Origin of the sequence: Nocardioides sp. LML1-1-1.1, from assembly GCF_040676175.1 — a bacterium.
Lineage (GTDB): Bacteria > Actinomycetota > Actinomycetes > Propionibacteriales > Nocardioidaceae > Nocardioides.
Genome location: NZ_JBEGHK010000010.1, coordinates 41093 through 54440 on the forward strand (window position 1 = coordinate 41093; position 13348 = coordinate 54440).

Sequence of the window (13348 nt, forward strand, 5' to 3'; positions counted from 1 at the left end):
GTGCTCTCCACAGGGTCAGTGCCGGACCGGCAATCCAATCCAACCTTCGGCCGCCGCTGCCGCGAGGTGCTCCGTGGGGACCTGGTCGGTCTCCCCTCGGTGCGCCAGGCCGGCGATCGCCGCGCAGAGCACCGCGTCGAGGGCATCGTCGGTCTCGATGCAGAGCTCGGCGTACGCGCCCAGGTGGAGCCAGGGCAGCACTCTGCCGATCAGCTGGACCAGCTCTGCGCGCCGGCGTGTGTTGGCCGTCTCGCGGCCCTTGTACCCCTGGTGGGGGAGACCCCAAAGCTTGAGTGCGGCCGCGGGGTAGACCTCGACCACGGGACCGGCGCGGCCGGTTCTGTCGATCTCGATGCCCTTGCGGGTGAGCCCGGACAGGATGGCCGCGCACCGCAACGCCGCGGCACCGATCCGGTCGGCCGACACGCTCAGCGGCTGCAGCCGCACCGACTGCCGCAGATGTAGGTCGGTGGCGCGGTTGGTCAGTGGATGCCGGGTCGGGGGGACGACCAGGTCGTGGCCGCCGGCGCGATGCGCGATGAGGTAGTCGACGAAGGCGCTCGGCCAGCCAAGTGGGCAGTCGATCCCGGCCTTGTCGACGACCTGGTTCAGATCTGCCAGGTCGGCATCGGAATGCCCGCCGACCTCGATAGCTGTGACGGTGGCGCGGTCGCCCGCCCACTCGAGGGTGGCGACTCCCGTCTTCTTCGGATCGGCCGACAGGTCGATGCCGGCGGTCAGCATGCGGGATCGTGTCGCCACGCTGCGGGACATGAGAGAGCGAGGTTGACGCGGCAGACGGTCGGGTCGGCAGCCGCGGCCACCGTCTCCCGGTCGAACTCGGTCAGCGTGGGCGAGTCGGTCAGCGCGTTGGTCACCACGGCCAGCAACCAGGCCGAATCGGTCTCGGCTCTGCGCAGCTCGTTGCGGGCAAGAAGGACCGAGGGCATGGAGCTGGACACGCCTTTGACCTCGAGATGGCGTTCCTCGTCGTCGCGCGTCGCGGTGAGGTCCCAGCCGCACTTGAGGTGGGCGACGCGAGTGACTGCCCACCCTGCCGTCTCGTAGTGGTGTTGAACCGCGGTCTCGGCGGCCAGCTCGACCTTGCGGTTCGTGGCCGGGTCGCCGAACCCGGCTCCCCATCCTCCGACGGCCGACGGTGCTCGATTTCTCGCGGGTCACCGGGGTGGGCGACGGCCGCGCCGACCCTCGGCATCGTGATCCGCACGCTGACCACGGGCCCGTGACGACCACGTCCTCGGCACTGGCGGCGGGATCACCGTGGCCAGTGACGTGGCCAAGGAGGTTGGCCGAGGAGGTTGGCCGAGACCGAGTGGAAGGCCGCCCGGCTGCTGCAGGCGATCAGCCTAAGAGGCCCGCCCACGCCACCGGTCAACGAAATTCAGCCGCGCGACAGTAGTCGACGCGCTTGGGCGAACATCCGGGGGAGGGCCTCGGCGTTGATCTCCCACGCCGGCTCGTTGATCTTTCCTGTCAGGTGCAGTTCGTAGGCGCGAGCGATGATGCAGCCGAACCGGTAGTTCGCCAGGGCGCGCATCCAGTTGTAGTTCGCCGGTTCTGCGCCGATTGCCGCGCTGTATTGCGTGACGAGCACGTCGGGGTCGGGCCACCAGGAAGGCCACCGGTGCAGGCGCGGACCCCAGCACTCGTCGTCGTAGAACATCGCGACCCAGGCGACGTCGAGGGCTGGGGCGGCGATGCCGGCGATCTCCCAGTCGACGACGGCGGTCACGGCGCCGTCGTCGAAGAGCCAGTTGTTGGAGTAGTAGTCGCCGTGAACGACGGAATACGCACCCTCGGGCGGTCTGGTGTCGTGAAGCCGGCCGGCGAGGGCGACCCCCTCGTCGATCCAGGTCTGGTTGGTGCTCTTGTGGAGCGTCGGCTGCCAGGCGGCGATCTCCTGCTCCAGCGTGGTCGGCTGCGCCCAGCCGTCGAGGAGTCGCTGCCAGTCGACCGAGTGGATGGCAGCCAGCGACTCCATGGCCGACCGGAATACCGGTGCCAGTCCCTCGCCGGTCTCGTGTTCGGCGATACCTGCGCGGAACAGGGAGGTCGAGCGGCCGTGCACGTGGCTGGCCATGAAGTAGGGCGAGCCGAACCACCGCTCCCCGTCTCCTTCGTGGCGGATCTCGGGCACGGGGACGCCGCTGGCGGCCATTGCCTTCATCACCCGCGACTGGCGCAGGACGTCGGTGTTGCGGCGCTGCTTGGTGCCGGGCGGTGGCATGCGGATCACGAGCCGCTCGTCCGCCGCATCGTGACACAGGGTGAAGCCGAAGCTATAGCCGGAGTGCCCGGGCATCGGGTGCACGTCGAGGACATCGGCAGCTGTGCCGTAGACGTCGTGGGCCCAGGCCAGGAGTTGGCCGGCGACCACGTCGACCCCGGCCGGTGGTGGGCGATCCGTCGCTTCGCGGCTCGCAACTTCGGACCCACTCATCTACGACCGCCCAGTCGGCATCATGAGGCGCTGGGCGCCGTCGAGCCGGATCGTCTCGCCGTTGATCATCGTGTTGTCCGCGAGGTGACGGACCAGGGCGGCGAACTCCTCGGGCTGGCCGAACCGGTCGAGATGGACGGGCAGCTCGGTGTCGCGGCGTACGCCGTCGCTCATCTCCGCGGTCATTGCCGTCTCAAAAAGACCGGGTGCGATGGTCACCACCCGCACCGCCCTGGTCGCCAGCTCGCGCGCGGCCGCGAGGGTGATGCCGGCGACGGCTGCCTTCGAGCCGCCGTAGGCCACCGAGGCGCTGTCGAGACCGGCGATGGAGGCGACAAGCACGATGAGTCCGCGCTCCTCGGGTGCCGGCTCGTTGTGCTGCATGGCGGCCGCGGCATGGGCCAGGACCGACACCGTGCCGAGGAAGTTGACCTCCATCACGCGCCGCGCGATCGAGAGGTCGAGGGTTCCCCGCGAGCCGAGGAGCCGATGCTGGTCGGGGATCCCTGCACACGACGCCACCACCCGCAGAGGGCCGCACTCGACGGCGACTTCAACGGCGTGAACGACCTGCTCCTCGATGCAGACGTCGACCGGGAGGAACCGGACGGCGTCGCCGAACTGCGCCTCGGCTTTGGCCCGGGCGGACGGGAGGTCGGCGACCACCACGGTCGCGCCCTTGCCGAGGAACTCGCGCACCGTCGCCGCGCCTAGGCCTGAGGCACCACCGGTGACGAGCACCGATCCGCCGTCGAGGATCATGACTGCCTCACTGTCGTGACGGCGCGCTCCCGGGTGGGCACGTGCTCGGAGGGCACGCCGTCCGGTGGCGGGGCATACCCCTTCATCACCTGCCTGGCCACGACGACTCGGTGCACTTCGTCAGGGCCGTCGTAGATGCGCGCGGCCCGCGCACGTCGGTACATGTCGGCTAGCGGGAGGTCGTCGGAGTAGCCGAGGGCGCCGTGCGCCTGGAGCGCCCGGTCGATGACGTCGTGCAGCACCTTGGCGACGTAGAACTTGATCGCGCTGATCTCGGTGCGCGCGGCGGCGACGCCTTCGTGGTCGATCTTCCAGGCGGCCTGGAGCGTGAGCAGCCGCGCGGCGTTGAGTTCGGTCCAGGAGTCGGCGATCCAGTTCTGGATGGTCTGCTTCTCAGCGAGCACCGAGCCGTGGATGTGTCGGTAGGTGGCTCGCTCGCAGAGCATGTCGAGCGCGCGGGAGGCCTGCCCGATCCAGCGCATGCAATGGTGGATGCGGCCGGGTCCGAGCCGCTCCTGGGCGATCCGGAACCCGCTGCCGCGGGGGCCGAGCAGGGCGTCGTCGGGTAGGTGGACGTCGGTGAGTCGCACCTCGTAGTGCAGGTCCTCGCCGCGCGGGTCGGCGCGATGATGGTCGAGCGAGGGGATCTCCCGGACGATCGTGAAGCCCGCCGTGCCGGCATCGACGAGGAACTGCGAGGCCCGCTCGTGCCGGTTCGCGTTGGGGTCGCTCACCGCCATGACGATGAAGAAGTCGGCCAGGCCGGCGTTGGTGATGAACCATTTCTCGCCGTTGAGCACCCAGCCGTCAGCGGTCTTCTCTGCGCGCGTGGTCAGGAGCGTCGGGTCGGCGCCTGCCGCTTGCTCCGTCATCACGTACGCCGACCGCTTCTCGCCGGTGAGCAGTGGGTAGAGGTAGCGCTCGCGCTGGGCGGGCGTCGCGTGTCTGGCGAGGATCTCGCTGTTGCCGGAGTCGGGGGCCTGGCTGCCGAAACAGACCGCTCCGTAGAGGGAGCGTCCACTGATCTCGTGCATGAGGCCGAGCTTGACCTGACCGAAGCCTTGGCCGCCCAGCTCGGGGTCGAGGTGCGCGGCCCACAGTCCCTGCGCCTTGACCTCGCGCTGGTTGGCCGCGACACGCGCAATGAACTCCGTGCTCCCGGGCTGGAGGACTTCGAGCGAGAGCACCTCGTGATCCACGAACTCACGCATCCAGTCCAGCTTCTTTGAGAATTCCGGGTCGGTGTGGAACGACCACATGATCTATCTCCTTCGTGAGATGGGCTCGGAGGTCAGCGCCCGGTGAACACCGGAGCGGTCTTGGTGACGAAGGCGCGCATCGCGATCCGGGCGTCCTCGGTGCGCGAGGCGAGCACCTGGTTGCGGTTCTCCAGGGCGATCGCGGCCTCGATCGAGCCGGCGTCGATGTTCACCTGGAGTCCCTCCTTGGTGAGTTGTAGGGCGAAGGGGCTGTTGGCGGCCATCTCGGTGGCGAGCGCGCGAGCTGCGGGCAGCAGTTCGTCGGCCTCGACGACCCGGTTGGCCAGGCCGATGCGTGCCGCCTCGTCGGCGTCGATGAGGCGGCCGGTGAGCATCAGCTCTGAGGCATGCCCCAGGCCGACGACGCGGGGCAGCAGCCAGGAGACGCCGACATCGCAGCCACTGATGCCCAAGCGGATGAACGCGACGTTGAAGCGTGCCTGCTGTGATGCGATGCGGACGTCGGCCGCCAAGGCCAGGGCAAGTCCTCCTCCGGCAGCCGCGCCGTTGACCGCGGCAATCACGGGCACGGGTAGTCGCTTGACTCGTGCGATGACCTTCGCGCCGCTCTCCTGGAAGCGCATGAAGGTGGTGACGTGGGTGTCAGGTAGGGCTGTGATAGCGCTGAGGTCTGCACCGGCACAGAAGCCGCGTCCGGCGCCGGTAAGGATGACCACACGCACCGAAGGGTCGTCCTCGACGACGGCGCACATGAGGTCGAGCTCGTCCCATAGGCCCTGGTGCAGCGCGTTGAGCTTGTCTGGACGATCGAGCGTCACCACGACGATCCCGCCGTCGACCTCCTCGATGAGGAGGTGCTCGAAGGATGCCGCGGCAAGGGTCATCTCGTCCATCGTCGGCCTTTCGGTAGCAGGAGGTCAGGTGCGGGTCAGGTTCGGGAGCTGCTGAGGACGGCGAGCGCGAGGTTCGTCGCGTCGGCGTCCTGGGAGGGCATCGTCATGGTGAGCCGGTCGACGCCGGCGCAGCGAGACGGGAGCTGGTCGGCGATCTGCCGCGGATCCCCGACCACGGCGAAGGCGTGCAGCACGTCGTCGTCGACGAGGTCGCCGAGCGTGGCATAGCGACCCTCGCGCATGCCTGCGTTCGCGGCGTCGTGCAGGCCCTCCCAGCCGTGGTGGGCGAGGACGGGGAGGTAGGCCGGTGTGGAGGCGTAGAAGGCGATCTGTCGACGGGTCGCGGCGACCGCCGCGGCTAGCGCCTCCTCGGTCTCCCCGGTCGCGACCATGACCATCGCCGCGATCGTGAACGGCGCGGTCCGCCCGGCTCGGGCTCGGGCTCCCGCGACCGCCGGCAGCATCACTTCAGTGCGGTAGGCGATCGATGTCATGGGGTGGATGAACAGGCCGTCCCCGGCCTCGGCCGCGACGTCGACCATCCGGGGCCCGACGCCCGCGAGCCAGACGGGCGGCCGGGCAACGTCGAGCGGGCCGGGCGAGAACGCCTCCGGCATCAGGGTGTGGGTGTAGAAGTCGCCGCGAAAGTCGAGCCGGGTGCCCTCCTGCCAGGAGTCCCAGATCGCGTGGAGCGCCGCGACATACTCCTTCATGCGGGCCGCCGGCCGTGACCACGGCATGCCGAAGCGGCGCACGATGTGGGGCTCGATCTGCGTGCCGAGCCCCAGCACCAGGCGCCCTCCGCTGAGCTGCTGGAGATCGTGGGCGGCGTAGGCCAGTGACATCGGGGTCCTGGCGAAGGCGATGGCGACCGCGGTGCCGATCGTGATGTCCCGGGTGCGCTCTGCTACTGCAGTGAGCGGCACGAATGCGTCGTGCTTGGCCTCGGAGACGAAGATCCCGCTGCCGCCGGCGGCCTCGACCTGGGCAGCCGCGCCGCGGAGCGTGTCAAGCGGACCATGGAGGCCAACGTCGATGATCGGCGAGTCGGGACCTTTGACGAGCATGGTCAGCAGACTGGCCGCCGCTTCACCTAAAGTCAATAGCAAGTAAGCCACATGCATGGCCGTCGGTTGGCACTGATGCCACGAGGAGCGCCGACTTTCCGCCGCGCGCAGCCCAGGCTCCCGTCTGTCGAGCGCGATCCGCTCCACGCGAAGTAGATGAGTATTCAGGCGATTCGGGAGGGCGTTGGGGATTAGTGTGGCAGACCCTCGCGCGGAACGCCTGCGACTGGGTTCGGCCCGCGGACGGCGGCCGGGCTGAGCCGACCGTCTCGAAACTCGCCTCTTCACGGATCGCACGCCCCATGCGGTCGCCATAGAGAGAGGCGGATTGCCCTTCTTGACATGAAGTGAATCGCGAGTAAGGTCGAGGTATCAAGCAACCCAGTTGGAGAGGCGTGTGGGACATGGCGGACGTGGTAGTGGCTGGAGTGGGGATGATTCCGTTCTCCAAGCCGGGACAGAGCGAATCGTATGAGGTGATGGGGGCCAGCGCCGCCCGCCTCGCGCTTGACGACGCCCGGGTGCGCTATGAGGATGTGCAGCAGGCATTCGTCGGGTATGTATATGGTGACTCAACCTGCGGTCAGGCTGCTCTTTATGGAGTCGGGCTGACCGGCATCCCGATCGTCAACGTTCACAACAACTGCTCGACCGGCTCGTCAGCGCTCTATCTGGCGCGCCAGGCCGTGGAGTCCGGCATGGTCGACATCGCGCTCGCTCTCGGATTCGAGCAGATGGTGCCCGGCGCGCTCACCGCGGCCTTCCCTGACCGCACTCCGCCGACGTTCCGGCACCAGGAGGTCATGGAGTCCGTCCAGGAGTTCGACCCGGTCGCACCGAGCGCCGTGCAGCTTTTCGGGGGCGGTGGTCAGGCCTACGTCGACGAGTACGGGATCGACCCGGCGGTCTTCGCCCACATCTCGGTGAAGGCGCGCAGGCACGCCGCCAACAACCCCTACGCCGTGTTCCGTACCCCGATCACCCTCGACGACGTTCTCAACTCGCCGACCATCTGGGGTCCGCTCACTCGCCTGCAGTGTTGCCCGCCGACCTGCGGCGCGGCCGCGGCGGTCGTGATGAGCCGCGAGTACGCCATCGCACATGGCCTCGATGCGACTGTCGTCATCAAGGCCCAGGCGATGGCCACCGATTTCGCCTCGACCTTCGACGACAAGGACATGCGGAAGGTGATCGGCTATGACATGGCGGCCGCGGCGGCCAATCAGGTGTATGAGAAGGCTGGCGTCGGCCCGGAGGACATCCCCGTTGTCGAGCTGCACGACTGCTTCTCGACCAACGAGTTCCTTACCTACGAAGCGCTCGGCCTCACTCCGGCGGGTACCGCGGAGAAGTTCGTCCTTGACGGTGAGAACACGTACGGCGGCCGGGTCGTCACGAACCCCTCCGGCGGGCTGCTGTCCAAGGGCCACCCGCTCGGGGCGACTGGATTGGCACAGTGTGCCGAGCTGGTGTGGCAGTTGCGCGGAACCGCCGATGCCCGTCAGGTGCACGGCGCGAAGCTCGCGCTCCAGCACAACCTCGGTCTCGGCGGCGCCTGCGTCGTCACGCTCTACGAGAAGGTGGACGGCTGACATGGCGCTCGATCGCGGACTCATCGGAACCGAGACCGTCGGCGAGACGATGAGCGTCTCCCGGAGCCGGCTGCGGTTCTTCGCCAAGGCCACCGGTCAGGAGGATCCCGTCTACGTGGATCTCGCTGCCGCCAAGCAGGCGGGTCACCGTGACCTGCCCGTGCCTCCGACCTTCTTCACGGCCATCGACCTCGAGCACCCCGACCCGTTCAGGTGGCTGCAGACGATCGGCATCGACCTGCGCTCGATCCTCCACGGCGAGCAGGAGTTCAAGTTCCACCGTATGGCCTACGCCGGCGACGAACTGACCACCCGATCGAGGGTCACCGACATCTACGAGAAGAGGGGCGGGGCGCTGGAGTTCCTCGTCCGAACGACCACCGTCACGAACCAGGACGGTGAGGTCGTCGCAGAAGCCGTGAGCACGACCGTCATCCGCCAGCTGAACCTCACCTAGGGGGACACCTTGACAACCACCACGACTGCCACCGCATGGGAGGTTGGTCACGAGTTCGAGCCTCTCGCGATCGACCCCATCTCCCGAACGACGCTCGCGCTGTTTGCCGGCGCTTCGGGGGATCACAACCCGATCCACATCGACATCGACGTCGCCAAGTCCGCTGGTCTTGACGACGTTTTCGCCCAGGGCATGCTCTCGATGGCCTATCTCGCCCGGGCAGTCACGAACATCGTGCCGCAGGAGCAGGTGCGCAAATTCGGCGTCCGCTTCACCTCGATCACGCCGCTCCACGCGCAGCCGACCTGTTACGTGAAGGTCGACTCAATCGACGACTCGAGCGGTGAGCGTCTGGCCGACCTGTCGGTCGCGGTCAGGCTTGCCGACGGCACCAGGACACTTGAGGGCCACGCGGTCGTCGCTCTCGACGGAACAGTTGGAGGTACGGACGCATGAATGCAGGAGCAACCTCGAGCTACGTCTCGGCGTGGAAGGACGAGTCGGTCCTTGCCCTGTCTGAGACCGCCGACAAGTTTGTGGCCACCGAGATCACAGCGAACCGCGAGCGTTGGGAACAGCAGCAGTACGTCGACCGCGACGTCTGGTTGAAGGCCGGCGAGCTCGGACTGCTGTGCTGCTCGATCCCCGAGGAGTATGGCGGCGGGGGTGGCTCGTTCGCCCATGACCTCGCGGTCTTCGAGGCGCAGGCCAAACATGGCGACACCGCCTGGGGCGCGGGCGTTCACAGCGGAATCGTTGCCCACTACATCCTGGCCTACGGCACCGAGGAGCAAAAGCTCCGCTGGCTGCCGAAGATGGCCTCCGGCGAGTGGATCGCCGCGGTCGCCATGACCGAGCCCGGCGCCGGCTCGGACCTCAAGACCGTCCGGACCCGTGCCGTGCGCGAGGGTGGCGAGTACGTGATCAACGGGTCGAAGATCTTCATCTCCAACGGCCGGATGGCCGATCTGATCATCACGGTGGTGAAGACCGACCCGGAGGCTGGCGCCAAGGGCATATCGTTGCTCGGTGTCGAGGCTGACCAGACCGAGGGATTCATCCGCGGCCGCATCCTGGACAAGGTGGGCCAGCACGGCGCCGACACGTCCGAGCTGTTCTACGAGGACGCGCGGGTGCCGGTCGACAACCTTCTGGGCGGCGTCGAGGGGCAGGGTTTCGGCCAGCTCATGACCCAGCTTGCCCAGGAGCGGCTGATCCTTGGCGTCTCGTCGACGGCGTCCATCGAGCGCGCGATCGGCCTGACGACCGAGTACGCGAAGACCCGCGAGATGTTCGGGCAACGGCTCTGGGACCTGCAGAACACCAAGTTCGTGCTGGCCGAGTGTGCCACGGTGGCCCACGTGCAGCGGGTCTTCGTCGACTCCTGCATCCAGCGGCACCTTGACGGGTTCCTCGATGGCACGAGCGCGGCGATGCTCAAGTGGTGGGCCAGTGAGAACTACGTGACGGTCGTCGACCGCTGCGTTCAGATCTTCGGTGGTTACGGCTACATGCGTGAGTATCCGATCGCGAGGATGTATGAGGACGCGCGGATCTCCAAGGTCTTCGCCGGCTCGAACGAGACGATGAAGGACGTCGTGTCCCGGTCCCTGTGACCTCCGCCCGAGATCTGACAGAACGGACGCACTGATGTCATACATCCGGCGGGAGAACCCGGCCGAGGGCGTGGCCCGGATCGTGCTTGCTCGCCCCGAGAAGAAGAACGCCCAGAACCCCGGCTTGCTCTACGAGCTCGACGAGGCATTTCTGACGGCTTCGAACGAGTCGGACGTCAAGGTGATCATCCTCGCGGCGGACGGAACCGACTTCTCGTCGGGACACGACCTGTCCGATGAGTTCACCGTGCCGGGCAACCGTCCGGTCGCGACGATGGGTGGTCACCTCGACGTCGGGATGGCCGAGGCGCACTACGCGTTCGAATGCGACGCGTACATGGGGTTGTCGCGCCGGTGGCGCGACATCCCGAAGCCGACCATCGCCGCAGCGCACGGACGCTCGATCGCGGCCGGACTGATGCTGCTGTGGCCGATGGACATCATCGTGGCTTCGGAGGAGGCGACGTTCGCTGATCCCGTGACGGCGTTCGGGGTCAACGGCGTGGAGTACTTCACCCATGTCTGGGAGGTCGGGCACCGCAAGGCGCGCGAGATGCTCTTCACCGGCGAGTCGCTGAGCGCCCAGGAGGCGTACCGGCTCGGCATGGTCAACCACGTGGTAGCACGCGACCGACTTGAGAAGTTCGCGCTCGAGCTCGCGGTGAAGATCTCGCAGCGACCCTCCTTCGGGCTCCGACTGGCCAAGGAGAGCGTCAACCGCACCCTTGACGCGCAGGGGCAGTCCATCGCCCTAGAGTCGGCGCTCGCCTTGCACAACCTGGGCCATGCCTCGGCGCTGGCACGCCACGGCGAGCTCGCGATCACCGCGGGCCGAGACACAATCCGCAACGAGTCGCGGCACCCGTGACCGACATCGACGGCATCACCGCACTCCGCCTTCGCGAGGAGCCGCCCGGACCGCCCGAGGAAGCCGCGGCATACAGCTCGATGATCGGCAGCCTGCGCTCCTTCCTCGACAATCTGGCGGCGGCGCGGACCGGACCCAACGACATCGCCGAAGTCGAACGCGCGCTGGGCGAGCTGTCGCGTCGGCTCGCCGCGCACGCGGTCCCGGTGTCCCAGCGGCCCTACGGCCGGTGGTCGGGTTCGAGGAACCGCGGCCAGGCTCTGGTGCCGGACATCGAGATCACGGAGCAGGGACACTCGCACATCGAGGCGACGGTCCGGTTCGGCGAGTTCTACATGGGCGAAAACGGCGCGGTGCACGGCGGAGCGATCCCTCTGCTTTTCGACGAGCTTCTGGGTCACATCTCGTTCGCCGGCGGGCGGGTCCCCAGCCGCACCGCGTACCTCAGGACCGACTTCCGGTCGATCACTCCTGTCGGCGTCGATCTCGTTGCGCGGGGCTGGTACGAGCGCGAGGAAGGCCGCAAGCGGTTCATCCGCGGGTCACTCCACCACCGCGGTGTCCTGTGCGTCGATGCCGAGGGACTCTTCGTGGAACTGAGGGCGGGCCAACCGTGACAGGCTGAGCATGTGCGGACGGTCGCATGTGCTAGAAACAATCGGCGGTATCTGGCGGTAGAAGGGGGCACGAGTGACAGCCGAGTCGGCCGTAGGTGCGCCGCGTCGCCGGCCCAAGGATCGCAAGGAGCAGATCCTTGCTCATGCGAGGGAGCTTTTCGTCGCGCGCGGGTACCCGAATGTCTCGATGGCCGACATCGCGGAGGGGCTCGGCATCACCGCCGGTGCGCTCTACCGTCACTTCGCCAACAAGAGCGTGCTGCTTGAAGAGGTCATGAGGGCCAGCTTCGGCTACCTCGACGTGCCGGTCACCGCCGACCGCCTCGAGCAGGCGATCGACCAAGCCCTCGAGATGCTCAGCAGTGTCCCACACCTCTCGGACCTGTGGGCGCGCGAATCGATCTACCTGCCGGACGCCGCCCGCGACGATCTGCGGCGTCGGATGCGTGACTGGGCGCATGCATTCCTGCCGTCCATCCGGCGTGAGCGCGACGACCTCGATGAGGGCCAGGAGGAGCTTATCGTCTGGGCGATCCAGTCCAGCCTGGCCTTCCTGGGCGGCGGGATCACTTCGACGGCGGCTGTCCACCGGCGTCCGGTGGTGCGCCGTGCGGCGCTCGCACTGGCGCACGCCCAACTGGTGCCGACCGGGCAACCGGTGGCCCCGCGGCCAGCTGTGCTCAGCCCGGTCTCCACGAGGGAGCGGTTGCTGCTCGCGGCGGTCGACCTCTTCGCCGAGCGCGGCTTCCGGGAGACCTCGATGTCGATGATCGGCGCTGCCGTCGACGTCACAGGCCCCAACCTCTACGGCTACTTCGAGAACAAGGCCGATCTGCTGAAGGCGGTCCACGAGCGTGGCGTCCACGCCTTATGGCTCAACCTCGACAATGCGCTGCGGTCCGCCGACAGTCCGAAGCAAGCGCTGCGGTCGTTGATCGCCGGACACGTGCAGCTCGCAGCGTCCTGGGCGCGGCCACGGGCTGACTTCAGCGGCGAGCCCGACCTCGACGAGTGGATCGGGCACTCGCAACGGGAGTACCTCGCTGAGTGGACCTCGCTGGCGCTCGCAGCGAATCTCGCGTTGGAGCGCAGAGAGGCACGGCTGCGGGTGCTGCTGGCGCTGGTCATGGTCAACGATCTGCATCGCACGCCACACGTGGAGTCCTTTGAGACTTTCCCGGTCAACGTGGAGCGCCTGGCCCTCGCCGTGATCTGCGCCGACGAGGACTGATATGTAGGTCTTGGCTGTCAAGGGGCAGGGTGAAGCGCCGCCACGGCTGGTTGTCGTGGCGGCGCTTCGTTTCTGGCGGGGACCCCCAGCTGGTCTCGAGCGGGTCTGTCGACGCACGTGGTCAGACTGATATGCGCGGGTTGGGTACCGCAGTGCCGCGATTCGGCTGGAGCGCTCCGCTGGTGTCTGAGGTCGAGCGTCACGAACGAGTTCGTGGCTCACAGTCCTTACGCGGGTCGGCTCCGCACGTTGCTGTCAACGGGTCGGCGGTCCCGGGCCAGAAGCTCTGGGTCGGCGGTTAGTCGGGCAGCATCGCTAGGGACCAGCACCAGCCGGCCAGCTCACGCGCGATCGCAGTGGTCGCCACGGTGTGCTTCTTCTTCCGTGCGTTGTAGGTGACCCACCGCTGGTGGAGCCGCTGGTTGCCGGCATGGGCACGAGGAGAGTCCCGTGGAGTGGTGGGGTTTGAGGACCGGCGTGGTGGCGTGAAGTAGGCGGCCATCGGCGGGATCTTCGGTGTGAAACGACCAAGTCACGCACTGAAGGAGAACCACCGATGGCCTT

The 13348-nt window shown here is 67.7% G+C and carries 14 protein-coding genes; 7 read left to right on the forward strand and 7 right to left on the reverse strand.

Annotated features, from left to right (window positions below; translation table 11 throughout):
• Positions 1-15 precede the first annotated feature (15 nt).
• The 7 genes from MRBLML1_RS23095 to MRBLML1_RS23125 form a co-directional block, all read right to left on the reverse strand.
• The gene (locus MRBLML1_RS23095; protein ID WP_364520556.1) at positions 16-744 is read right to left on the reverse strand and encodes a DUF429 domain-containing protein; all 729 of its coding nucleotides are present in this window, start codon (positions 742-744) and stop codon (positions 16-18) included.
• A complete protein-coding gene (locus MRBLML1_RS23100; RefSeq protein WP_364520593.1) occupies positions 738-1097 on the reverse strand; it encodes a protein NO VEIN domain-containing protein in 360 nt (119 codons plus the stop codon). The genes MRBLML1_RS23095 and MRBLML1_RS23100 overlap by 7 nt, the downstream gene beginning before the upstream one ends.
• A gap of 305 nt (positions 1098-1402) precedes the next feature.
• Positions 1403-2461 (reverse strand): phosphotransferase family protein, encoded by a 1059-nt coding sequence (locus MRBLML1_RS23105; RefSeq protein ID WP_364520558.1) that lies wholly within the window; start codon positions 2459-2461, stop codon positions 1403-1405.
• Entirely contained in the window at positions 2462-3223 is a 762-nt protein-coding gene (locus MRBLML1_RS23110) for an SDR family NAD(P)-dependent oxidoreductase (RefSeq protein ID WP_364520560.1), read from the reverse strand.
• Entirely contained in the window at positions 3220-4434 is a 1215-nt protein-coding gene (locus MRBLML1_RS23115) for an acyl-CoA dehydrogenase family protein (protein WP_364520563.1), read from the reverse strand. The genes MRBLML1_RS23110 and MRBLML1_RS23115 overlap by 4 nt, the downstream gene beginning before the upstream one ends.
• An 80-nt stretch (positions 4435-4514) precedes the next feature.
• Positions 4515-5336 carry an enoyl-CoA hydratase/isomerase family protein gene (locus MRBLML1_RS23120; protein ID WP_364520565.1) on the reverse strand — a complete coding sequence of 274 codons (822 nt, stop codon included), beginning with the start codon at positions 5334-5336 and terminating at the stop codon, positions 4515-4517.
• A 35-nt stretch (positions 5337-5371) separates the two neighbouring features.
• Entirely contained in the window at positions 5372-6550 is a 1179-nt protein-coding gene (locus MRBLML1_RS23125) for a TIGR03617 family F420-dependent LLM class oxidoreductase (protein ID WP_364520567.1), read from the reverse strand.
• 257 nt (positions 6551-6807) lie between these two features.
• Between MRBLML1_RS23125 and MRBLML1_RS23130 the strand changes: the two genes are divergently transcribed.
• The 7 genes from MRBLML1_RS23130 to MRBLML1_RS23160 all read left to right on the forward strand — a co-directional run bounded on the left by MRBLML1_RS23130 (position 6808) and on the right by MRBLML1_RS23160 (position 12784).
• Positions 6808-7995: a lipid-transfer protein gene (locus MRBLML1_RS23130; protein ID WP_364520569.1), complete on the forward strand. Its 1188-nt coding sequence runs from the start codon at positions 6808-6810 to the stop codon at positions 7993-7995.
• A 1-nt stretch (position 7996) separates the two neighbouring features.
• Positions 7997-8452, forward strand: coding sequence for a MaoC family dehydratase N-terminal domain-containing protein (locus MRBLML1_RS23135; RefSeq protein WP_364520571.1), 456 nt, complete (start codon positions 7997-7999; stop codon positions 8450-8452).
• 9 nt (positions 8453-8461) lie between these two features.
• Positions 8462-8908 carry a MaoC/PaaZ C-terminal domain-containing protein gene (locus MRBLML1_RS23140; RefSeq protein ID WP_364520573.1) on the forward strand — a complete coding sequence of 149 codons (447 nt, stop codon included), beginning with the start codon at positions 8462-8464 and terminating at the stop codon, positions 8906-8908.
• Positions 8905-10068, forward strand: a complete 1164-nt coding sequence (locus tag MRBLML1_RS23145; RefSeq protein WP_364520575.1) for an acyl-CoA dehydrogenase family protein — start codon at positions 8905-8907, stop codon at positions 10066-10068. The genes MRBLML1_RS23140 and MRBLML1_RS23145 overlap by 4 nt, the downstream gene beginning before the upstream one ends.
• Before the next feature lie 34 nt (positions 10069-10102).
• Entirely contained in the window at positions 10103-10936 is an 834-nt protein-coding gene (locus MRBLML1_RS23150) for an enoyl-CoA hydratase (protein ID WP_364520577.1), read from the forward strand.
• Complete coding sequence (locus MRBLML1_RS23155; protein ID WP_364520579.1) at positions 10933-11553, forward strand: PaaI family thioesterase; 621 nt, start codon at positions 10933-10935, stop codon at positions 11551-11553. The genes MRBLML1_RS23150 and MRBLML1_RS23155 overlap by 4 nt, the downstream gene beginning before the upstream one ends.
• A 73-nt stretch (positions 11554-11626) precedes the next feature.
• On the forward strand, positions 11627-12784 hold the full coding sequence (locus MRBLML1_RS23160) for a TetR/AcrR family transcriptional regulator (RefSeq protein WP_364520581.1): 1158 nt from the start codon (positions 11627-11629) through the stop codon (positions 12782-12784).
• Positions 12785-13348: the final 564 nt, after the last annotated feature.

Excerpts from the sequence above, each read along its gene's own strand:
- MRBLML1_RS23095 (WP_364520556.1), bottom strand. The coding sequence starts at position 744 with ATGCTGACCGCCGGCATCGACCTGTCGGCCGATCCGAAGAAGACGGGA.
- MRBLML1_RS23105 (WP_364520558.1), bottom strand. The coding sequence starts at position 2,461 with ATGAGTGGGTCCGAAGTTGCGAGCCGCGAAGCGACGGATCGCCCACCA.
- MRBLML1_RS23110 (WP_364520560.1), bottom strand. The coding sequence starts at position 3,223 with ATGATCCTCGACGGCGGATCGGTGCTCGTCACCGGTGGTGCCTCAGGC.
- MRBLML1_RS23115 (WP_364520563.1), bottom strand. The coding sequence starts at position 4,434 with ATGCGTGAGTTCGTGGATCACGAGGTGCTCTCGCTCGAAGTCCTCCAG.
- MRBLML1_RS23120 (WP_364520565.1), bottom strand. The coding sequence starts at position 5,336 with ATGGACGAGATGACCCTTGCCGCGGCATCCTTCGAGCACCTCCTCATC.
- MRBLML1_RS23130 (WP_364520569.1), top strand. The coding sequence starts at position 6,808 with ATGGCGGACGTGGTAGTGGCTGGAGTGGGGATGATTCCGTTCTCCAAG.
- MRBLML1_RS23135 (WP_364520571.1), top strand. The coding sequence starts at position 7,997 with ATGGCGCTCGATCGCGGACTCATCGGAACCGAGACCGTCGGCGAGACG.
- MRBLML1_RS23145 (WP_364520575.1), top strand. The coding sequence starts at position 8,905 with ATGAATGCAGGAGCAACCTCGAGCTACGTCTCGGCGTGGAAGGACGAG.
- MRBLML1_RS23150 (WP_364520577.1), top strand. The coding sequence starts at position 10,103 with ATGTCATACATCCGGCGGGAGAACCCGGCCGAGGGCGTGGCCCGGATC.